Below are 20,086 nucleotides of genomic sequence, written 5' to 3'. Positions count from 1 at the left end.
CAAGCCCGTTGCCATCCAGGAGCCGTCGTCCTACATCTGGCGGGCAATTTGACAAGGGGCAGGGTATGGCCAAGATCCGCAAAGTCGCGTTCCAGATGGACCATGTGTCCAGCATCAACATCGCGGGTGATTCCACCTTCGCCATCGCGCTGGAAGCGCAGGCGCGCGGTTATGAGCTTTACCACTATACGCCCGACCGGCTGACCATGCGCGACGGCCGCATTTTCGCGGCCATCGAGCCGATGGCGCTGCGCGACGAAAAGGGCAACCATTTCACGCTGGGCGAACGCGAACGCGTCGATCTGTCGACGATGGATGTCATTCATCTGCGCCAGGATCCGCCCTTCGACATGGGCTATATCACCTCGACCCATCTGCTGGAGCGGCTGCACCCGAAGACGCTGGTGGTGAACGATCCGGCCTGGGTGCGCAATTCGCCGGAAAAGATCTTTGTCACCGAATTTGCCGACCTGATGCCGCCGACGCTGATCTCCCGCGATGTCGGCGAAATCACCCGCTTCCGCGACGAGATCGGCGATATCATCCTGAAGCCGCTCTATGGCAATGGCGGTGCCGGCGTCTTCCATTCGGCCCGGGACGACCGCAATTTCACCTCGCTCCTGGAAATGTTCTCGCAGATGTATCGCGGCGAACCCTTTATCGCGCAGGGCTATCTGCCTGCGGTGCGCAAGGGCGACAAGCGCATCCTGCTCGTCGACGGCAAGCCCGTCGGCGCCATCAACCGCGTGCCGGCCGAACATGATGCGCGCTCCAACATGCATGTGGGCGGGCGGGCGGAAGCAACCGAACTGACGCCCCGCGAAGAAGAGATCTGCGCCCGCATCGGGCCTGCCCTTCGCGAACGCGGTTTTCTCTTCGTCGGCATCGATGTCATCGGCGACTTCATGACGGAGATCAACGTTACCTCGCCCACCGGCATTCGCGAGGTGAAGAAGTTCGGCGGCGCCGATGTTGCAGCTCTGTTGTGGGACGCTATCGAAGAAAAGCGGGGCTGATGCTGCGTCGCGCCCGTGTGCTCGTCACCCCTGTTCTCCTTTGTTCTGTTTATGGAAATACAGAAAAATCTAATACAGTAACTGGATAAAATTGTTCCGCGAATGTTCTTGTTTTAGTCCCGTGATTGTGTTTGATTGTATTTAGGCGCCACAACAACTTCAGTGAGTGGAACGCGGGCGCAAAAAGGGGCAGGGGCATGGTGGCGCGCGTCAGCACGGTGGCGTTCCAGGGCATAGAGGGCGTGCCTGTGGATGTGCAGGTCATGGTCGGCCCCGGCAAGCTGGGAATGCATATCGTTGGCCTGCCGGACAAGGCGGTGGCCGAAAGCCGGGAACGGGTGCAGGCAGCGCTTCATGCCTCCGGCCTTGCGCTGCCGCCGAAGAAGATCACCATCAATCTTGCCCCGGCCGACCTGCCGAAGGAAGGTTCGCATTTCGACCTGCCGATCGCGCTCGGCCTGATGGCGGTTCTCGGCGCCATTCCGGCCGATGCGCTCGGCGGCTATGTGGTGCTGGGCGAGCTTAATCTGGATGGCACGCTTGCGGCCGTTGCCGGCGCGCTGCCGGCCGCCATCGGCGCCAATGCGCAGGATAAGGGCCTGATCTGCCCCTTCGACAGCGGCGCGGAAGCGGCCTGGGCCGGCAGCGGCATCGATATCCTGGCGCCGCGCAGCCTGATTGCGCTGGCCAACCATTTTCGCGGCACGCAGGTTCTGTCGCGCCCGCAGCCGGCGGTGCGGGCAGCCCCTGCCAACCTGCCGGATCTCGCCGACATCAAGGGGCAGGAAAGCGCCAAGCGGGCGCTGGAAGTGGCTGCGGCCGGCGGCCACAATCTCCTGATGGTGGGGCCTCCCGGCTCGGGCAAATCCATGCTGGCGGCAAGGCTTCCCTCCATCCTGCCGCCGCTTTCGGCGGCGGAACTGCTGGAGGTCTCGATGATCCATTCGATTGCCGGCCAGCTTTCGGGCGGCAAGCTTTCGGACCGGCGGCCGTTTCGCACGCCGCATCACTCGGCCACCATGGCAGCGCTTGTCGGTGGTGGCCTAAGGGCAAAGCCCGGTGAGGCCTCGCTTGCCCATCATGGCGTGTTGTTTCTCGACGAGTTTCCCGAATTTTCTCCTCAGGTGCTCGATGCGCTTCGCCAACCGCTGGAAACGGCCGAATGCGTCATTGCTCGCGCCAATCACCGGATCACCTATCCGGCGGCCATCCAGCTGGTGGCGGCGATGAACCCGTGCCGCTGCGGCATGGCGGGAGAACCGGGGCACGCTTGCGCCCGTGGCCCGCGCTGCGTCAGCGATTACCAGAGCCGGATTTCCGGGCCGCTGATGGATCGTATCGACATCCGCATCGACGTGCCTTCGGTTTCGGCCACCGACCTCATCCGCCCGCGCCCGGCGGAAAGCAGCGCAACGGTTGCGGCAAGGGTTGCTGCAGCAAGAGACCGCCAGCGCGAGCGTTTTGCAAAGGCCGGCTTTCCGGCCATCGGCACCAATGCCCGCTGCTCGACAGCGCTGATCGAGGGCTTTGCCGAACCGGATGCCGGCGGACTGCAGCTTCTGCGCGATGCGGCGGAAAAGCTCAAATTTTCGGCGCGCGGCTATCACCGGGTGCTGAAGGTTGCCCGCACCCTTGCCGATCTCGACGGGCAGGAGCGGGTGGGGCGCATTCATCTGGCCGAAGCGATTTCCTACCGGATTGCCGGCGAGCGGCTGACGGCTGCGGCGTAGACGGCGCGGCTGCCCTCATCGTGTCCGATGCGCTCGGGCGACGTGTGCACGAAGGAGGCCGCGGGGGTATGGGAACCGGCGGGAAGCCTCGGCCGAGGCGGAGCGGCGTCAGCGGGCAGCGATATAGGCGGCGGTGCCGGCCAAGATGCTCGCGGCAGACCGGTTGAGAACCGTCAGCGCCGCCGGTCTCTTGAGGAGAAGCCGGGCGCGGGAGGCAAGCAGGATATAGGGAATGAGCACGGCCATCAGCACGACGAAGGTCAGCCCGACCAGCGCTGCATAATCTTTCGGGCCGATCGACTGCAGCGGAATGAGCGTCGGCACCAGCGCCACGTAGAACAGCATGGTTTTCGGATTGCCGAGTGTCACGAGCAGACCGGAGAGGAAGGAAAGGCCGATGCTTGGGGCGCGCCTTGCCTCGATCTCCTGCGGCAGGAGGCCGGCGGTCCAGAGCTTGAAGGCAATGTAGATGAGGTAGGCGGCGCCGGCATATTTGATGATGAGGAAGGGCGTGGTGAAATTCTGCGCGACGATGGCAAGGCCCAGAACGACGGCGGTAAGATAGACGAGATCGCCGAGAATGAGGCCGAGCCCCATGAAGAAGGTCGGGCGAAAGCCGGAGCCTAATGCGCGCGCGACGATCGCCGTCATGCCGGGCCCGGGAATGGCGGCGGCAATGAAGAGGGCAGCAGCATAGGCAATGAGTGTGGTGATGGTCATGGGTTCCTCCGCTGGAAAAGCCAATACTCCAACATCGCGCATTGGAAAACCGGCTTCTGGCCGCAAGGCGCCATCAATTTCAGGGAAGCCAGCGGGAGACGAAGGAGAATCCGATCAGAAATCGGCCATGGGTGAAAGCCGCACCGGGCCCGTGGGAAACATGCCGTCGCGGTGCCACATCATCAGTGCAAGCCCGTCGTCGGCAGCTGTTGTTGCAAAGCCGCCGTCGATCGACAGGAGATCCGGCGGAAAATGGACCTCCACCTCAACGGCCGTCGGGGCGAGGGCGGCTTGAAGCCGGCTCAGCGTCGGCATCTCGCTTGCGATGACATCGAGGAGCGACAGGCGGTCGGGCGATGATACATCCGTAGCCACGATGCAGTTTGCGTGTTCGAGCCAGTGCAGGGAAACGGAGGGAGAAAGCCAGGCGTTGAGCAGGAACATGTGGGACTGATCGAGCACGGCGAAATTTTTTGAGACCGGCGTGCGGTCCGCAAGGGCTTTGCGGAGGAGGGCAAGATCTGAGGCATCGCGGATATCGAGCTGGCGTGCGCGTGGATATGTGGTCGACGCAACCCGTGCAGAGACTGGCCGTGACGGAGTGGGGCAAAAAAAGCGCGCCTGCGGCAGGGTTTTGAAGCCGTAGGGCTCGTAGAGGCCGGGATGCCGGGTCGTCAGCACCATTGCCTCATAGCCGGCGGCGCGGCAGCGGTCGAAGGTGATGTCCATGAGCTGCCGGAACAGGCCGCGGTCGCGCCATGCGGGGCGTACCGCGCCGGATTGCCAGCCGGCGGCGTGCACGATCCTTCCCTCCATCATGAGCGGCATGGAGAAGGCGCTGAGATTGGCGATGCAGCAGCCGTCCTGGTTGAAAAAGCCCGTGGGGCTGCAGGTCGGGTCCGGGCCGCCGAGGCCTTCCAGCGGCGTCACATCGATGTCGAAGATATCTTTCAGAAGGTCGCAGAAGGCATGCCAGGCCCGGGGATCGTCAAAATAATCCGACCGCAGAACAAGCCCGGACGTGTCGGCGGCCCGGGGCATGATCAGACGCCTGTCGAGCCGAAGCCGCCGGCACCGCGGGCGGTCTCGCTCGTCGTATCGGTTTCCGTGACGCCCGCCTGCACCACGGGGGCAATGACGAGCTGGGCCACGCGCATGCCGCGCTCGATGATGAAATCGGCCTCGCCGAGGTTGATCAGCAGCACTTTCACTTCGCCGCGGTAGTCGCTGTCGATGGTGCCGGGCGTGTTGAGGCAGGTCACGCCGTGCTTGAAGGCAAGGCCGGAGCGTGGGCGCACCTGCATTTCAAAGCCGTGCGGGATCTCGAAGATGAAGCCGGTCGGCACCAGGCAGCGCGCGCCGGGGGCAAGGGTGAGCGGTTCGGTCACGGCGGCGCGGATGTCCATGCCGGCGGCGCCGGCCGTCTCATAGGCGGGAAGCTCCAGGCCTTCGCCATGGGCAAGGCGCACGAGGTTGAGCATCGGGCTGAGCATCGGGCCGCTCCTGCTAAAGCCGGGATCCGCATTCGGGTCAGGGCGCGTGTCGGACATGTCAGGCTCTCCTTCTGCGGCGCGGGCCATTCCTGTTGTCGAGGTCAATTGCATACTCGGCCTTAAATCGCTAGATACGCGGCAACTCAAAGGATTTCTGACCTATGGCCGAAAGCATTGCAGAGGCGGTTTCCCGCCGCCGCACCTTCGCGATCATCGCGCACCCGGACGCCGGCAAGACGACACTGACGGAAAAGCTGCTGCTGTTCGGCGGCGCGATCCAGCTTGCCGGTGAGGTGAAGGCGAAGAAAGACCGCATCCAGACGCGCTCCGACTGGATGAAGATCGAGCGCGAACGCGGCATTTCGGTCGTGACCTCGGTGATGACCTTCGAATTTGATGGCAATGTCTTCAACATTCTCGATACGCCCGGCCACGAGGACTTTGCCGACGATACCTATCGCACGCTGACGGCGGTGGATGCCGCCGTCATGGTGATCGATGGCGCCAAAGGCATCGAACCGCGCACGCTAAAACTGTTTGAAGTGTGCCGGATGCGCGACATCCCGATCATCACCTTCGTCAACAAGATGGACCGCGAAGCGCGCGACACGTTTGAGATCCTGGACGAGGTGGAGGAAAAGCTGGCGCTCGATACGGCCCCGGTGACCTGGCCTGTCGGCCGCTCGAAGAATTTCTGCGGCTCCTACAATCTGGCGCAAAACACCTATCGCGGCTCCGATACGCAGGTGGAGCCGACGCCGGTGAACGGCCCGCAGAGCGTGGCGGAAAACCTTCCGGAAAACGAGCGCGATGCCTTTATCGACGAGCTAGAACTGGCGCGGGAGGCCTGTCGCCCGTTTGACCGCCAGGCCTTTCTCGAAGGCCACATGACGCCGGTCTTCTTCGGCTCGGCGCTCAGGAATTTTGGTGTGCGCGATCTCATCAACGCGCTTGGCGATTTTGCCCCTCCGCCGCGCGACCAGGTGGCGGATGTGCGCAAGGTGCATGCGGCCGAAGACAAGATGACGGCCTTCGTTTTCAAGATCCAGGCCAATATGGACCCCAACCACCGCGACCGCATCGCCTTTGCCCGCATCTGCTCGGGCAAGCTGGAACGCGGCATGAAGGCAAAGCTTGCCCGCACGGGAAAACTGATGGGCCTGACGGCACCGCAGTTCTTCTTTGCCTCGCAGCGGCAGCTCGCCGATACGGCCTATGCCGGCGACGTGGTCGGGATCCCCAACCACGGCACGCTGCGCATCGGCGACACGCTGACGGAAGGCGAAAACCTCGTCTTCCAGGGCGTGCCGAACTTCTCGCCGGAAATCCTGCGCCGCGTGCGGCTGGAGGATGCGATGAAGGCGAAAAAGCTGAAGGAAGCGCTGCAGCAGATGGCCGAAGAAGGCGTCGTGCAGCTGTTTTCGCCGGAAGACGGCTCGCCCGCCATCGTCGGCGTCGTCGGCGCGCTGCAGCTCGACGTGCTGAAGGAGCGGCTGTCGGCGGAATATACGCTGCCGGTGTCGTTCGAAATGTCGCGCTTTTCCGTCTGCCGCTGGATTTCGTCGGACCAGCCGGCGGAGCTGGAAAAATTCCTCACCGTCAAACGCGGCGATATCGCCCGCGACCTTGATGGCGATCCGGTGTTTCTGGCGCAGGACCAGTTTTCGCTGCGTTACGAGGCGGAGCGCTATCCGGCGATCAAGATGGTCGCCATCAAGGAATACCACGTCGCCAAGGCGGCGTGATACAGGCCTGAAAGCAACTTGCCCCTCCCCACCCTCCCCACAAGGGGGAGGCTTAACCCAGTCGTTCTGCTGGCGATTCAAACCGGGGTGTTTACCACACGGGTTCTCCCCCCTTGTGGGGGAGATGGCGGCAGCCAGAGGGGGACTGGAATCGAGAACGGGTTGAATCTGCGAGTTCACTCCCCCCGCGGAAAACGCTTGCTCTCTTCCAGCACGTTCAAGTCCATGTGGTTGCGCATGTAGCGCTCGGATGCCTTTTGCAGCGGCTGGTAATCCCACGGAAAATAGGCGCCGTTGCGCAGTGCCGGGTAGACCACCCAGCGTCGCGCCTGGCTTTCGCGCACGGCCTCATCAAAGCGGGAAAGATCCCAGCGCGCCAGGATGGCGCCCGTCATGCGGATCATCGTTGCCGCATGGTCCGGATTGCCGGCGAGGTTTTCGCGCTCGTGCGGGTCGGAGGTGAGATCAAACAGCAGCGGCGGGTCGGCCGCGCAGAGCGTCAGCTTGAAGCGGCCGTCGCGCAGCGCAACCAGCGGCGCGATCGAACCTTCCGCTGCATATTCCATCGGCACGACACCGCGTGACCCGGCACCCTTTGCCAACACGGACAGGTCTTCGCCGTCGGTCCAGCGGGCCAGCGAAGCGATGTCGATGCCGGCAAGGCCCGCAAGCGTCGGCGTCACGTCGAGCGTCGAGACGGGCTGATCGACCAGCGTCGGCTGCCAGCCGGGCGCTGCAATCATCAGCGGTACGCGGGCAGATCCCTCGAAGAAGCACATCTTGAACCACAGGCCCTTTTCCCCCAGCATGTCGCCATGGTCGGAGACGAAGAGGATCACGGTATTCTCTGCCATCCTTGTGCGGTCCAGCACGTCCAGAAGCTCGCCTATCTTGTCATCGACATAGGAGATATTGGCGAAATAGCCCTGCCGGGCGCGGCGCACCTGTTCCCGCGTGATGTCGAACGCGCGAAAGTCGCAGGCCTCCAGCAGGCGTTTCGAATGGGGGTCGAGATCCTCGAAGGCGGGGATGTAGCCCGGCGGGTCGAGCATGGCGCAATCGTCGTAGAGGTCCCAATATTTTTTGCGCGCGACATAAGGATCATGCGGATGGGTGAAGCTGACGGTCAGGCACCACGGGCGCTCGTCGGCGCGGCGGGAGAGGTCGTAGAGCTTGGCGGAGGCATGGAAGGCCACCTCGTCGTCATATTCCATCTGGTTGGTGATTTCGGCAATGCCGGCGCCGGTGACGGAGCCCAGGTTATGATACCACCAGTCGATTCGCTCGCCGGGCTTGGTATAGTCCGGCGTCCAGCCGAAATCGGCGGGGTAGATGTCGGTGGTGAGGCGCTCCTCGAAGCCGTGCATCTGGTCGGGTCCGACGAAATGCATTTTTCCAGACAGCGCCGTATAATAGCCGCTGGCGCGCAGGTGATGGGCATAGGTCGGGATATCGGAGGCAAATTCGGCGGCATTGTCGTAGACGCGGGTGCGGCTCGGCAGCTGGCCGGACATGAAGCTTGCCCGCGCCGGCGCGCAGAGAGGGCTTGCCGTATAGGTGTTGGCAAAGCGGACGGACCGCTTTGCCAGCGCTTTCAGATGCGGCGCATGGAGGAAATCCGCCGGCCCGTCGGGAAACAGCGTACCGTTCAACTGGTCCACCATCAGAATGAGAATGTTTGGCCGGGTCATGCGGATATCCTGCTGCGATCGTGTTTTGGGATCAGAGGCCGAGGCTTTTGGTGACGGCGGCAAGTCCGGGTTTGCCATCCAGCGTCGAAACGCCGGCAAGCCAGGGCTCGATGGTCTTCGGGTTGGCCTTCAGCCAGGTCTTTGCCGCCGCCTTCGGCTCCTCGCCGCCAAGGATCGCGCCCATCAGCTCGTTTTCCATGCCGATCTCAAAGCGCATGTTCTTAAACAGCATGGCGGCATTCGGGCATTTGGCCGGCCAGCCGGTGCGGGCCAGCGTATGGACCTCCGCGCCGCCGTAATTTGCGCCGAAATAAGCGTCGCCGCCGGAGAGATAGGTCAGCGAAAACTTCGTGTTCATCGGGTGCGGTGCCCAGGCGAGGAAGACGATATCGCCCTTGTCGCGGCCCGCCCGCTCCACCTGCGCCAGCATGGCCTGTTCGCCAGATTCGACCAGTTCCCAGCCTTTGAGGCCAAAATCATTGGCGTCGATCATCTTCTGGATGTTGGCGTTGGCGGGCGCGCCGGGTTCGATGCCATAAATCTTCCTGCCAAAGCCGTCGGCCTGTTTCTGCAGGTCGGCAAAATCCTTGACGCCTTTGTCCGCGACATAGGTCGGGACGGCCAGCGTGAATTTCGCACCTTCAAGATTGGTGCCCATCTGCTCGATGGCCTTGGCCTTCGTCAGGTCGTCGATAAAGGCCTTCTGGGCCGGCATCCAGTTGCCGAGGAAGACATCGATCTCGCCGTTCTTCATCGACTGGTAGCCGATCGGCACCGAGAGCGTCTTCACATCCGCCGTGTAGCCGAGGCCGTCCAGAACGACGGAGGCAACCGCATTGGTGGCGGTAATGTCCGTCCAGCCGGGATCGGACAGGCGGATGGTCTTGCAGGCGGCGTCGTCTGCGGCATGAGCGCCACCGGCGACACAGGCGGACAGGGTGAGGCCGGCGATCAGCCGGGCAAGGCACGAAACGGTTTTCATTGAAGTTCCCCTTCTCTTCGAGCAGTTTATTGATCACAAAGGCCTGAACGCCTGTGAAGAGGGCTAGTTTCGATGCTTGCCAAAAGGATTTTCTATGCCAGCTCGCCCGATTGACCTGGGGTGGATGCGGATCTTCTTCGAGGTTGGGCGCAGCGGCAATTTCACGGTCGCCGCCGAGCGACTGGGGCTGAGCCAGCCCGCGGTGAGCTACCAGATCCGCCGCATCGAGGCGCAGTTGCAGGTCGCCCTCCTGGAGCGGCGCCATCGCGGTGTCGCGCTGACGCCGGAGGGGCGGCGGCTATTCGAGGCGGTGCGGCGGGCGGTGGAGGATGTGGATGGCGTGGTGCAGGGTTTTCGGCGCAGTCCACGCCGCCCGGCGCTCAGGCTTTCCACCGACTATGCCTTTTCCGCGCTGTGGCTGATGCCGCGCATGCATGCCTATCGCGCGCTTTATCCGGATGTCGATATTCAGCTGGTCGCCACCCATCGGGAAGAACGGGCGCGCCCGGCCGAGAGCGAGGTGGCGGTGGTGTTCGGCACGCGGGACGAGTTGGGGCGGGTCGGAACGCTCATCCTGCCCGAGCGGGTGGTGCCCGTCTGCGCGCCAGGCTTCCTGAAACAGAACGGCCCGCTCGACAGTCCCGATGCCATCGCACGGGCGATCCTGCTGCATCTCGATACGCAAGGGCCCTCGCCCTGGTATGACTGGCAGGCCTATCTGCGCGACCTTGGCACCAGCCATGATCTTCCGGACGGGCGGGGCGTCTTGTGCTTCAACACCTATGCGCTTGTGGTACAGGCAGCGATTGCCGGCGAGGGGCTGGCGCTCGGCTGGCTCGGGCTTGTCGATCCGCTCCTGGAGGCCGGGCTGCTCATCAAGACCGGGCCGGTACTTCAGGCGCCGGAGCGGGGATACTGGATCCTGCCGCCGGAAGAGGCAACGGCGGAAACCGATCAACTCTGCGCCTGGCTCGTCTCCGGCTTTGCCTCTGGTGTGGCCGTCTCTGCAGGTTCGCGTGCGTCTGCCGGCTGATCGGTGGTGAGGTCTGCGAGAAAATCGTCGCACCAGCGTTTGACGTCGTTTTCCAGGAGATGATCCATCATGCCGCGCCAGCGCTGCTTGCGCTCGTCCAGCCCCATGGTGAGCGCGCGCGCAATCGCATTTCCGGTTCCCTCGATGTCGTAAGGGTTGACCAGAAGGCCACCCTTCAGCTCGCGCGCGGCGCCGGCAAAGCGCGACAGGACGAGAACGCCGGGATCTTCCGGATCCTGCGCTGCGACAAATTCCTTGGCGACGAGGTTCATGCCGTCGCGCAGCGGCGTGACGAGGCCAACCTTCGCCAGCCGGTAAAGGCCGGCCAGAACCGGACGGCCGATGGAGCGGTTGATATAGCGGATCGGCACCCAATCGACGGCGCCGAGCGCACCGTTAACCCGGCCGGCCTGCTCGGCCACCGTGCGCTGCATCTGCTCGTATTCCGGCACTTCGGAGCGGGATTTCGGTGTGATCTGCAGATAGGTGACCTTGCCCTGGTGGGCCGGGTTGCGCAGCACGAAGGATTCGAACGCATCGATGCGCTGGGTGATGCCCTTGGAATAGTCCAGTCGATCGACGCCGATGATGAGATCACGGTTTTCCATGCTCTGGCGCGCCTTGCGCACCATCACGCTGTTGGCGGCCTTGCGGGCATACTCGGCAAAGGCGGCCGTCTCGATGCCGATCGAATAGAAATCGCCCTTGAAGGTGCGCCCGTTGGAGGTGAACAAGCCATCGCCGATGGCGTTGCCAAAGCCTTCGCGCACCAGGCCGCCGCGAAAGTTTTCAAGATCATGATCGGTCTGGAAACCGACGAGATCGTAATGGGAAAGCCCGCGCATGATTTCCTCATGCACCGGCATGGCAAACAGCACATCGGCCGGCGGCCAGGGAATGTGCAGGAAAAAGCCGATCTTGTTCTTGAAGCCCATCTGGCGCAGTTCGGCGGCCAGCGGGATCAGATGATAATCATGCACCCACAGCACGTCGTCGGGCTGGATCAGCGGTGCGACGCGATGGGCAAAGAAGCGGTTGACGCGAAAATAGCCGGCCATTTCCTTGCGCGCATATTCGGCGAGATCCAGCCGGTAGTGGCAGATCGGCCAGAGCACGCGGTTGGCAAAGCCGTGGTAATATTCCTCGACATCCGTCTGGGTGAGATCGGTCAGCGCATAGGTGATGTTGCCGCGCTCGGTGAGCTTCAGCGGCGCGGGCTCCTTGCTGCCGCTGGATTTGCCCGACCAGCCCATCCAGACACCGCCGCGCTCTTCCAGCGCAGCCTGCAGCGCCACGGCGAGGCCGCCAGCGGGCGCATCGCCGTTTTTCTCCGGCATGGGAACGCGGTTGGAAATGACGACGAGACGGCTCAAGGGACATACTCCTTTTTGAGGCTTTGGACGCGGGTTTTCTCAGGCAGAGGCCAGTCGCTTCAGGATCTGTCGCAGGGCTTCGGCCGAGGGAAGGCTGAGACGGGCTGCCGTTTCACCGCCCTCGCCGATGCGGATGGAAAGGCCGCCCAATTCGTTTGCGACCTTGAACATCGCCTCGTCCGTCAGGTCGTCGCCGATGGCGATGGGCTTTCTGCCGGCAAAGGCGGGTTCGGACAGGAAGGCGCGCAGGGCAGCCCCCTTGCTGGCGCGGGCAGGCCGGATCTCGATCACCATCTTGCCGCGCTGCAGGGCGTAATCGGGGCCGGCCTCTTCCAGCGCCGAAGTCATGACGGAAAGGAGGGCTTCCTGCCTGTCCGGCGCCTGCCGGTAGTGGGCGGCAACGGCGGCCCCCTTGTCCTCGATGAGGACACCCGGCCAGTCGGCCGTGACGCGCTCCAGCGAGCGCTTGAGGGTGGCAAAGGCCGGAGTGTCGTCCACCTTGTCGATGCTGCCGTCGGCGCGGCGGCGCTCGGCGCCGTGCAAGCCGGCAATCGGCAGAACGAGGGGCGAAAACAACGCATCGGCAAAGGGCAGGGCACGGCCGGTCACCAGTGCAAGCGCCCCTCCCAGCCGTTTCGACAGGGTCTCGAGATGGCCCGCAAGATCCGGCGGCACGACGATCCCTTCCGGCGTTTCCGCCAGATCGATCAGCGTTCCATCGATGTCGAGAAACACCGCCCAGCCGTGAGGCTCGCTCGAAAGGACGTCGAGGGCCTGTCCATCCGGTTGCAAGGCGCTCGCCCCGTCTTCACGTGATGTATCGGTCGGTAACATGAGGGGGAGGTAGGACGGCTGGAACAAAAGGCAAGGCCGCGGCCAAGCGCGCGAGCTTTCGGAGAGGACGGGTCGCCGTCATCAAATCGACATCTTGCCGGTCGAACGCCATTGCCGAGGGGTTGAAACCGGGCGCATGCGTGGTAACCCTCGCTTAAGTTTTTAGGTCGATCTTTTTAACAGTGAGAGCCGCCGTTCCGGTGGCACGTTTGGCAACAGGACGAGATCATGTGCCGTTGGGCTGCCTATCGCGGCAATCCTTTGTATCTGGAGGAGCTTGTCTCCTCGCCCGCCCATTCGCTCATCGAGCAGAGCCATTGCGCCAGCCGTGCCAAGACCGCGACGAACGGCGATGGTTTTGGAATTGCCTGGTATGGCGATCATCCGGAACCGGGCCGCTACCGCGATATCCTGCCGGCCTGGTCGGACTGCAATTTGCGCAGCCTGTCGCGGCAGATCCGCTCGCCTCTGTTTCTGGCGCATGTGCGTGCGGCAACCCACGGGGCAACCCGGCGCGACAATTGCCATCCCTTCGTTCACCGCAACTGGTCTTTCATGCACAATGGCCAGATCGCCGGCTTTGACCGTATCCGCCGGCGCATGGAAGCGCTTCTGTCGGACGAACTGTTCGAGGCGCGCAACGGCACGACGGATTCGGAGCTTCTGTTCCTGCTGGCGCTTGAAATGGGAATGGCTGGGGATCCGCTCGGCGCCATGGCGCGCGCCATTGCGACGGTCGAGGATCTGTCGCGCGCTCACGATGTCAGCCCGCTGGTGCGCTTCACGGCGGCCTTCTCCGATGGCGCAAGCCTTTATGCGGTGCGTTATGCCACCGATCACCGTCCGCCGACCCTCTATGCCGCCCCGATGGGCGGCACTGCCGGCCACTGTCTTGTCTCCGAACCGCTGAATGACGATGTGGACGCCTGGGAGGAGATCCCCGACGGCAGCGCCGTCACCGTGTCGGCAAGCGGTCTTTCGCGCACTGCGTTTCAGCCGCAGACGGCGCTCGAAGCAGCCTGATCTCAGGATGCGTCGGGCGGGTTGCCGGCGCCTTTGACGTTGCGGCGCACTTCCTCGACAAAGCGGGCAAGAGCGCCTGTCTGTTCATCCCGACGCAGCGCGAGATAAAGCGGCGCGACGAGGCCGGAGCTCTGGGTGAAGCGGCGGTAGACGACACCGGAGGTTTCAAGCCGCGCCATGGATTCCGGAATGATCGAGGCGCCGAGGCCGGCGGCCACAAGGCTTAAGGTGGACACCATTTTCGGCGCTTCCTGGGCAACGCGCGGGCTGAACCCTGCCCTCTGGCAGGCGGCGATGATGCGGTCGTAGAGTCCCTGGCCGCTTGGGCGCCGGTAGAGGATGAACACATCTTCGCAGAGATCGGCAAGCTCGATCCGCCGCTTCTTCTGCGATGGATGCGCCAGCGGATGGACGTCGGGAATGGCGAGCAGCATTTCCTCCGTGTCGACATGGTTTATCACCAGCGATGACTGGGTGTCGCTTGCCGAGCGGATGAAGGCGGCATCCAGCCGGCCGGCCAGAAGATCGCCGGTCAGTTCGTCTGTCGCGCCTTCCTCCAGCCGCAGCGCAAGGTCCGGCAGGGCCTGCCGCAGCCCGCGAAAAATGGAGGAGACGAGCGGATGAAACGCTGCCGAACTGGTAAAGCCAACCGCGAGTGCCCCGGTTTCGCCGCGTGCGGCGCGGCGGGCCGCATCGACGGTGGCATCGAGATCGGCCAGCACCTGGCGGGCCCGGTCCACGAAGGCGCGGCCGGCATCGGTCATCTCCATGCCGCGCGGCAGGCGGCGAAAGAGCGGTGCGCCCACCAGTGTCTCCAGCGCCTTGATCTGCTGGCTGAGCGGCGGCTGCTGGAGCCCCAGCCGTTCGGCCGCCCGCGTCATATGGCCTTCCTCGGCCACCGCAATGGCATAACGCAGATGGCGGATCTCAAGCATCGTCATATCTCCAGCATATGGCAAGCGTCATATCCATATATTGGACATCGTGCCAGACGCGCGATACCTCTTGGGCTCTCATCAGGCAGAGGCATGCGCATGACGATGATCGACACAGACGAAGACAGGACGCAGAGGCCGGGCATCGGCGCGCTGTTCACAGGGTTTCTCGGGCTCGGACTGATGGGGTTTGGCGGGGTGCTGCCGATGGCGCGGCGGATGATGGTGGATGACCGGCGCTGGCTGACGGCGGAGGAATTCACCGATCTGCTCGGTCTCTGCCAGTTCCTGCCGGGCGGCAATATCATCAACATGTCGGTGGCGGTCGGCATGAAATTTCAGGGCTGGCGCGGGGCGCTTGCCTCCATCCTCGGCCTTATCGCGGCCCCCACGGCCATCGTCATTTGTCTCGGCGCGATCTATGACCGCTATCGGCAGGATCCGTCTGTTGAACATCTGTTTGCCGGACTGGCGGCGGCCGCGGCCGGCCTGCTCGTGTCTCTCGCATGGAAGGTGATGAAGCCGCTCCTCAACAGGCCGCTGGCGCTTGCCATAGTGGTCGTGCTGTTCGTGGCAATTGCCGTGCTGCGTCTGCCGCTGCTTGCCACCATGCTGGTGATGGCGCCCATTTCCATTTTCCTGTCGTGGAGGCTTTCACGATGAGTGGGACGCTGATTGCACTGGCGGTGATCTTCACCGAACTTTCCCTGATTGCCTTTGGCGGCGGCAATTCCGTGCTGCCGGAAATGCAAAGGCGCGTGGTGGAGGTCCAGCATTGGGTCACGGCCGACGAATTCAGCGCGCTCTTTGCACTGGCGCAGGCGGCACCCGGCCCGAACATGATGATCGTGCCGCTGATCGGCTGGCATGTGGCGGGCATTTCCGGCCTTCTCGTCAGCTCGATTGCGAAATTCCTGCCCTCTTCGCTGATCGCCGCCTTTGCCGTGACGCTGTGGGACCGGTTTCGCGACCGGCCGTGGCGGTCTGTCGTGCAGGCGGGGCTGGTGCCGGTCACGGCAGGGCTGGTGGCGGCGAGTGCCGCCGTCATTACTGTGGCCTCGGTGCATTCCTGGCTGCTGGCGGCCATCACGGGTGTGACGGGTGGCCTTGCAGCCTTTACCCGCGCGCACCCAGTGGCTCTGCTGGGGCTCGGCGCGCTCATGGGGCTCGCTTTCGGCGGCTTCTGAGCGCGCTCAGAGCGCGTTCAGCCGCTTCGCAATCGTCGCCGCCAGTCTTTCCGCCACCTCAGCCTTGTCGAGGTCCGGCCAGGTCTCGATGCCGTTTTCGGCAATCAGCATGACGCGGTTGCGCTCGCCGCCCATCACGCCGGTCTGCGGCGAGACGTCATTGGCGACGATGAGGTCGGCGCCCTTGGCGGCAAGCTTGCGGCGGCCGTTTTCCTCGACATTCTGCGTTTCAGCGGCAAAACCGACAACGAAGCGCGGGCGGTTTTCATGGTGGCCGACGGTTTTGAGGATGTCCGGGTTTTCCGCAAGCTGCAGTGGCGGCGGCGCTTCGCCCGGCTGTTTCTTGATCTTCTGGCCGGAAGAGGACGCCACACGCCAATCGGCAACGGCTGCCACCATCACGGCAATATCGGCGGGGAGGTGAGAGGTGACGGCCAAGAGCATGTCCTTCGCCGTTTCCACATGCACGGTCCTGACGCCTGCCGGATCGGGGATCGTCACCGGGCCGGAGACGAGCGTGACCTCGGCGCCAAGTTTTGCAAGGGCAGCGGCAATCGCATGGCCCTGCTTGCCGGAGGAGCGGTTGGCGATGTAGCGCACGGGGTCAATGGGTTCATGCGTCGGCCCGGAGGTGACAATGGCACGTTTGCCGGCGAGCGGCTTTTCGCCGGGCGACAGAAGTGCCACGACAGCGGCGACAATCTCCAGCGGTTCGGCCATGCGCCCGGTGCCGGCCTCGCCGCTTTCGGCCATTTCGCCGCTCTTCGGGCCGATGACATGGATGCCGTCGCCCTGCAGGGTGGAAAGGTTGCGGCGCGTGGCGGGTGCGTCCCACATTTTCGGGTTCATGGCGGGCGCCATCAACACCGGACGGTCTGTGGCGAGAAGCACGGCGCCGGCCAGATCATCGGCAAGGCCGTGCGCCATCTTCGCCATGCGGCTGGCGGTTGCCGGCGCGACGAGAACGAGGTCACATTCGCGCGCCAGCCGGATATGGCCGACATCCTGCTCGTCCTCGCGGGAAAAAAGATCGGTATAGACATGGGAAGCAGAGAGCGCGCCGACGGCAAGCGGCGTGATGAATTCTTGCGCCGAGCGCGTTATCACCGGGCGCACGGCTGCCCCGCGTTCGCGCAGCCGGCGGATCAGGTCGAGGCTCTTATAGGCGGCAATCCCGCCGGAAATGATCAGCAGGATGCGTTTGTCGTGAAGCTCCATCAGCCTCTCCCGTCGGGGTGAGGGGCGGCTGGTCATAACGCCAAAGGCCGCACCCATCTCTTTGCCCAGGACCCTAAGCGGTTGACGGCAAAGAAGCAATCTCGTCCGCGGCGTTCACATCCGCGAGGGAATGAAGAGCGCCATGGCGGGGATGAAGATCAGGAGAAGGATGCGCACGAGGTCTAGCGCGACAAAGGGGACGAGGCCGCGGAAGATGGTCGACAGCGGCACATCCTTCACCACCGAGCGCAGCACGAAGGCATTCATGCCGACCGGCGGCGTGATGTAGCTGATTTCCGTCACCACCACCACGAACACGCCGAACCAGATGAGATCGAAACCGGCAGCCGCCACCACCGGATAGAAGATCGGCACGGTCAGCGTGATCATCGAGAGGCTTTCCAGGAGGCTGCCGAGCACGAGATAGATGGCCAGAATGATGAAGATGATGGCCCAGGGGTTGTCGAAGCCCGAAAGCGCCGCCTGCAGGTCTCCTGTCATGCCCGACAGGTTGACGTAATTGGTGAAGGTGAGCGCCCCGAACAGGATGAAGAACATCATGGCGGTGTTCTTGGCCGTGTCATAGAGCGTGCGAAAGGTTTCCTTGAGGCGGAAGCGCCCCTTGAGCACGGTGAGCGCCATGGCGCCGGCCGCACCCATGCCGGCGGATTCGGTTGCGGTGAAGACGCCGAGATAGATGCCGCCCATGACGAAGGCAAAGAGGAGGAGGGCGCCGGAGACGCCGCGGGTGGCGATGAGCCGGTCGCGCAGCGGCAGCTTTTCCTCGGTCGGCAGGTCGAGGCCACGGGCGCGCACCGAAATCATCACGGCTATCGTATAACCGACCATGCCGATGATGCCGGGAATGATGCCGGCGAGAAACAGCTTGCCGATATCCTGCTGGGCAATGATGCCGTAGAAGACGAAGATCACCGAGGGCGGGATGAGAATGCCGAGCGTGCCGCCGGCCGCAATCGAGGCGGTGGAGAGGCCGTCGGGATAATTGTAGCGGCGCATGGAGGGCAGTGCGATCTTGGCCATGGTGGCGGCCGTGGCAAGCGAGGAGCCGCAGACCGAGGAAAATCCGCCGCAGGCCAGAATGGTGGCGATGGCAAGGCCGCCCTTGCGGTGCCGCAGCCAGGCATGGGCTGCCTTGTAGAGATCATCCGCCACGCCCGACTGCACGACGAAATTGCCCATCATCAGAAAGAGCGGCAGGACCGAGAGCGAATATTCGCGGCCATTGTCGAAAAAGGTCTGGCCGAGCAGGGAGAGCGCCGGCTGCACACCGATGATCGACAGGGTACCGATAAAGCCGATCAGCGCCATGGCAAAGGCAATGGGCAGGCCGGCAAACATCAGCACCAGGAAGAGAAGGCATCCGATCGGCCAGCTCATGGCGTGTCTTTCAGGTCAGGAACGGGAAATGGCGTGCCGCAGCGTGATGAGCGCGGCAACAGCAGTTGCTGCCGCACAGAGATAGGCAAAAGGCGCCACCGGCAGATGCAGGCTGACGGTGGTTTCGCCATAGGAGGAGAGCGCCTGCCCGTGGGCAAAGATGCACCAGGCGGCGGCCATCAGCACCACGGCCGACAGCAGCCGGACGACAAGCCGCCGCGCCGGGTGGATGAAGGCGGGCAGGTGGTCGGTGAGGAGGTCGACCGTGACGTTTTCCTCGTCCAGGCAGACCGCCGGCAGGCCGATGAAGATCGTGGAGACGAGAAGCAGCGCGGTGAGTTCCGTCGCCCCCTGCAGCGGACTGCCAAACAGGTAGCGACCGACCACATCGATCAGCGTCACGAACATCATGGAAAGAAGCATCAGCCCGCAGATCACCGAAAGGGTCGCATGCGTTGCCGTCAGCCGTTTTCCACCTGCTCCCGCAGGCCCGGACGTGCCGCTCATTGGCCCTTGGCCGCCTTGGCGATTTCGTCCCGCATGGCCGAAACGGCGGCTGCCGCATCGATGCCGGTGGAGGCGGTTTCTGCAAGCTTGGCATCAACGATGGGCTTCAGGCTCGTCTCGATCGCCTTCACCTGCTCGGGCGTTGCGGGAACGAATTTGATCTTGCCATCCATGGCCGCCTTGCCGGCGGTGTCGGCGGCATCCCAGGCCTTGCCGGCAAGCTTTGCAAGTGCTTCGCCCGAGACGCTGTCGATCGCCTTCTTGTCGGCGTCCGAGAGGGCGTCCCACTTGGCCTTGTTCATCGCCACGTAGAAGGAGGTGTTGTAAAGGCCGCCGGGCACGACAAGGGCGGTATCCAGCATCGGGATCAGCTTGAAGAAGGCAACCGATTCAAACGGAAAGGTAATGCCGTCGGCCACGCCGCTCGACATGATCTCATAGGTCTTGGAGGAGGGGCCCTCGACCGGAACACCACCGAGCGCCTTCACGAGATCGGCGACGATGCCGCCGCCGACGCGCATCTTGGCGCCCTTCAGCGGCTCGGTCCCGGAAACGTCGCGGCCCTTCAGAAAGATCTGGCCGGGGCCATGGGTGAAGACGCCGAGCACATGGACCTTGTCATATTCGCCGGCCTTGCGCAGCGTCTTGTCGAACACGCGCCAGTAGCCGACGGAGATGGATTCGGCCGTATCGCCGAGGAAAGGGATTTCGGCGATGTTGGTCGTCTTGAAGCGGCCCGGATTATAGCCCTGCACGCCATAGGTGATGTCGGCGACGCCGTTGACGGCAAAATCGAAATGGGCGGCTGGCGGCCCGAGCGGCGCCTGCATGATGTTGACCGTCACGCGGCCCTCGGTCGCCGTCTTCACGGCCTCCGCATAAGGCTTCATCACCTCGGTAACGAGCGGATGGGTGGGCGGCAGCCAGTTGGCCATGTTGAGCGTCGTCTGCGCCATGGATGCCGTGGCAGAGAGAAGCGCGGCAGAGGCGGCAAAGGCTAGGCGAATGACATGAGGAGAGATGCGCATGGTTTCACTGGCTCCGCGTTCGGTTCAGCTGTTCCCGGGCTTCTTTGTTGAAGCCTCAAATTTTTTGGCACTGCGGCGCAGTTGAACCGAAAAGACGAGAAACTGCAAGGGTGATCACGTTTGCGTTGCACGATAAAAAATCGAGGGCTGTGTCGCGCAAAGCAGAGCCGGCC

19 protein-coding genes are annotated in these 20,086 nt (G+C 63.6%); 7 read left to right on the top strand and 12 right to left on the bottom strand.

The features are described 5' to 3' along the window. Positions 1–65 precede the first annotated feature (65 nt). Both gshB and ACEXP3_RS12870 read left to right on the top strand, forming a co-directional pair. Positions 66–1,016 (top strand): glutathione synthase, encoded by a 951-nt coding sequence (gene gshB, locus ACEXP3_RS12875; protein WP_377297616.1) that lies wholly within the window; start codon positions 66–68, stop codon positions 1,014–1,016. Positions 1,017–1,213: 197 nt separating this feature from the next. Next, on the top strand, positions 1,214–2,746 hold the full coding sequence (locus tag ACEXP3_RS12870; protein ID WP_377297615.1) for a YifB family Mg chelatase-like AAA ATPase: 1,533 nt from the start codon (positions 1,214–1,216) through the stop codon (positions 2,744–2,746). 108 nt (positions 2,747–2,854) lie between these two features. Here the strand turns inward: ACEXP3_RS12870 and ACEXP3_RS12865 are convergent, their stop codons facing one another. The 3 genes from ACEXP3_RS12865 to dut all read right to left on the bottom strand — a co-directional run bounded on the left by ACEXP3_RS12865 (position 2,855) and on the right by dut (position 4,959). Next, the gene (locus ACEXP3_RS12865) at positions 2,855–3,466 is read right to left on the bottom strand and encodes a LysE family translocator (protein ID WP_210103783.1); all 612 of its coding nucleotides are present in this window, start codon (positions 3,464–3,466) and stop codon (positions 2,855–2,857) included. Between the two features lie 114 nt (positions 3,467–3,580). After that, complete coding sequence (locus ACEXP3_RS12860; RefSeq protein WP_377297614.1) at positions 3,581–4,396, bottom strand: GNAT family N-acetyltransferase; 816 nt, start codon at positions 4,394–4,396, stop codon at positions 3,581–3,583. A 113-nt stretch (positions 4,397–4,509) separates the two neighbouring features. Then, a complete protein-coding gene (dut, locus tag ACEXP3_RS12855) occupies positions 4,510–4,959 on the bottom strand; it encodes a dUTP diphosphatase (RefSeq protein WP_377297772.1) in 450 nt (149 codons plus the stop codon). A gap of 161 nt (positions 4,960–5,120) precedes the next feature. Here dut and ACEXP3_RS12850 point away from each other — a divergent pair, with 161 nt between their 5' ends. After that, positions 5,121–6,704: a peptide chain release factor 3 gene (locus tag ACEXP3_RS12850; protein WP_377297613.1), complete on the top strand. Its 1,584-nt coding sequence runs from the start codon at positions 5,121–5,123 to the stop codon at positions 6,702–6,704. Between the two features lie 176 nt (positions 6,705–6,880). Here the strand turns inward: ACEXP3_RS12850 and betC are convergent, their stop codons facing one another. Further along, on the bottom strand, positions 6,881–8,395 hold the full coding sequence (gene betC / locus ACEXP3_RS12845; protein ID WP_377297612.1) for a choline-sulfatase: 1,515 nt from the start codon (positions 8,393–8,395) through the stop codon (positions 6,881–6,883). A 31-nt stretch (positions 8,396–8,426) separates the two neighbouring features. Then, on the bottom strand, positions 8,427–9,377 hold the full coding sequence (locus tag ACEXP3_RS12840) for a choline ABC transporter substrate-binding protein (RefSeq protein WP_377297611.1): 951 nt from the start codon (positions 9,375–9,377) through the stop codon (positions 8,427–8,429). A gap of 94 nt (positions 9,378–9,471) precedes the next feature. On the opposite strand from ACEXP3_RS12840, the gene ACEXP3_RS12835 reads away from it, so the two are divergent. Further along, a complete protein-coding gene (locus ACEXP3_RS12835; RefSeq protein ID WP_377297610.1) occupies positions 9,472–10,410 on the top strand; it encodes a choline sulfate utilization transcriptional regulator in 939 nt (312 codons plus the stop codon). On the opposite strand, the gene otsA is transcribed toward ACEXP3_RS12835, so the two are convergent. After that, positions 10,332–11,783: an alpha,alpha-trehalose-phosphate synthase (UDP-forming) gene (gene otsA, locus ACEXP3_RS12830; RefSeq protein WP_377297609.1), complete on the bottom strand. Its 1,452-nt coding sequence runs from the start codon at positions 11,781–11,783 to the stop codon at positions 10,332–10,334. The genes ACEXP3_RS12835 and otsA overlap by 79 nt on opposite strands. A 39-nt stretch (positions 11,784–11,822) precedes the next feature. Beyond that, the gene (gene otsB, locus ACEXP3_RS12825) at positions 11,823–12,575 is read right to left on the bottom strand and encodes a trehalose-phosphatase (RefSeq protein ID WP_377297607.1); all 753 of its coding nucleotides are present in this window, start codon (positions 12,573–12,575) and stop codon (positions 11,823–11,825) included. A 270-nt stretch (positions 12,576–12,845) separates the two neighbouring features. Here otsB and ACEXP3_RS12820 point away from each other — a divergent pair, with 270 nt between their 5' ends. Then, the gene (locus ACEXP3_RS12820) at positions 12,846–13,640 is read left to right on the top strand and encodes a class II glutamine amidotransferase (RefSeq protein WP_210103774.1); all 795 of its coding nucleotides are present in this window, start codon (positions 12,846–12,848) and stop codon (positions 13,638–13,640) included. Positions 13,641–13,642: 2 nt separating this feature from the next. Here ACEXP3_RS12820 and ACEXP3_RS12815 read toward each other — a convergent pair whose 3' ends face one another. After that, on the bottom strand, positions 13,643–14,575 hold the full coding sequence (locus tag ACEXP3_RS12815; protein ID WP_377297605.1) for a LysR family transcriptional regulator: 933 nt from the start codon (positions 14,573–14,575) through the stop codon (positions 13,643–13,645). Between the two features lie 99 nt (positions 14,576–14,674). Here ACEXP3_RS12815 and ACEXP3_RS12810 point away from each other — a divergent pair, with 99 nt between their 5' ends. Next, positions 14,675–15,238: a chromate transporter gene (locus ACEXP3_RS12810; RefSeq protein WP_377297604.1), complete on the top strand. Its 564-nt coding sequence runs from the start codon at positions 14,675–14,677 to the stop codon at positions 15,236–15,238. After that, entirely contained in the window at positions 15,235–15,762 is a 528-nt protein-coding gene (locus ACEXP3_RS12805; protein WP_377297603.1) for a chromate transporter, read from the top strand. The genes ACEXP3_RS12810 and ACEXP3_RS12805 overlap by 4 nt, the downstream gene beginning before the upstream one ends. A 6-nt stretch (positions 15,763–15,768) precedes the next feature. Here ACEXP3_RS12805 and coaBC read toward each other — a convergent pair whose 3' ends face one another. The 4 genes from coaBC to ACEXP3_RS12785 all read right to left on the bottom strand — a co-directional run bounded on the left by coaBC (position 15,769) and on the right by ACEXP3_RS12785 (position 19,913). After that, a complete protein-coding gene (coaBC, locus tag ACEXP3_RS12800; RefSeq protein ID WP_377297602.1) occupies positions 15,769–16,980 on the bottom strand; it encodes a bifunctional phosphopantothenoylcysteine decarboxylase/phosphopantothenate--cysteine ligase CoaBC in 1,212 nt (403 codons plus the stop codon). 114 nt (positions 16,981–17,094) lie between these two features. Beyond that, a complete protein-coding gene (locus ACEXP3_RS12795) occupies positions 17,095–18,378 on the bottom strand; it encodes a TRAP transporter large permease (protein WP_377297601.1) in 1,284 nt (427 codons plus the stop codon). Between the two features lie 15 nt (positions 18,379–18,393). Next, positions 18,394–18,885 (bottom strand): TRAP transporter small permease, encoded by a 492-nt coding sequence (locus ACEXP3_RS12790; protein WP_377297600.1) that lies wholly within the window; start codon positions 18,883–18,885, stop codon positions 18,394–18,396. After that, positions 18,882–19,913 (bottom strand): TRAP transporter substrate-binding protein, encoded by a 1,032-nt coding sequence (locus ACEXP3_RS12785; RefSeq protein WP_377297599.1) that lies wholly within the window; start codon positions 19,911–19,913, stop codon positions 18,882–18,884. Before ACEXP3_RS12785 ends, ACEXP3_RS12790 begins: the two co-directional genes overlap by 4 nt. Positions 19,914–20,086 lie beyond the last annotated feature (173 nt).

It is taken from the genome of Neorhizobium fuzhouense (assembly GCF_042611105.1).
GTDB classification, from domain to species: domain Bacteria; phylum Pseudomonadota; class Alphaproteobacteria; order Rhizobiales; family Rhizobiaceae; genus Neorhizobium; species Neorhizobium galegae_A.
Note: the sequence above shows the minus strand (reverse complement) of the source record. Positions and strands in the feature narration are given on the sequence as shown.

Bases quoted from the DNA above. Each gene is read 5' to 3' on its own strand.
- gshB (WP_377297616.1), top strand. From the start codon at position 66: ATGGCCAAGATCCGCAAAGTCGCGTTCCAGATGGACCATGTGTCCAGC.
- ACEXP3_RS12870 (WP_377297615.1), top strand. From the start codon at position 1,214: ATGGTGGCGCGCGTCAGCACGGTGGCGTTCCAGGGCATAGAGGGCGTG.
- ACEXP3_RS12865 (WP_210103783.1), bottom strand. From the start codon at position 3,466: ATGACCATCACCACACTCATTGCCTATGCTGCTGCCCTCTTCATTGCC.
- dut (WP_377297772.1), bottom strand. From the start codon at position 4,959: ATGCTCAGCCCGATGCTCAACCTCGTGCGCCTTGCCCATGGCGAAGGC.
- ACEXP3_RS12850 (WP_377297613.1), top strand. From the start codon at position 5,121: ATGGCCGAAAGCATTGCAGAGGCGGTTTCCCGCCGCCGCACCTTCGCG.
- betC (WP_377297612.1), bottom strand. From the start codon at position 8,395: ATGACCCGGCCAAACATTCTCATTCTGATGGTGGACCAGTTGAACGGT.
- ACEXP3_RS12840 (WP_377297611.1), bottom strand. From the start codon at position 9,377: ATGAAAACCGTTTCGTGCCTTGCCCGGCTGATCGCCGGCCTCACCCTG.
- ACEXP3_RS12835 (WP_377297610.1), top strand. From the start codon at position 9,472: ATGCCAGCTCGCCCGATTGACCTGGGGTGGATGCGGATCTTCTTCGAG.
- ACEXP3_RS12820 (WP_210103774.1), top strand. From the start codon at position 12,846: ATGTGCCGTTGGGCTGCCTATCGCGGCAATCCTTTGTATCTGGAGGAG.
- ACEXP3_RS12815 (WP_377297605.1), bottom strand. From the start codon at position 14,575: ATGCTTGAGATCCGCCATCTGCGTTATGCCATTGCGGTGGCCGAGGAA.
- ACEXP3_RS12810 (WP_377297604.1), top strand. From the start codon at position 14,675: ATGACGATGATCGACACAGACGAAGACAGGACGCAGAGGCCGGGCATC.
- ACEXP3_RS12805 (WP_377297603.1), top strand. From the start codon at position 15,235: ATGAGTGGGACGCTGATTGCACTGGCGGTGATCTTCACCGAACTTTCC.
- coaBC (WP_377297602.1), bottom strand. From the start codon at position 16,980: ATGGAGCTTCACGACAAACGCATCCTGCTGATCATTTCCGGCGGGATT.
- ACEXP3_RS12795 (WP_377297601.1), bottom strand. From the start codon at position 18,378: ATGAGCTGGCCGATCGGATGCCTTCTCTTCCTGGTGCTGATGTTTGCC.
- ACEXP3_RS12790 (WP_377297600.1), bottom strand. From the start codon at position 18,885: ATGAGCGGCACGTCCGGGCCTGCGGGAGCAGGTGGAAAACGGCTGACG.
- ACEXP3_RS12785 (WP_377297599.1), bottom strand. From the start codon at position 19,913: ATGCGCATCTCTCCTCATGTCATTCGCCTAGCCTTTGCCGCCTCTGCC.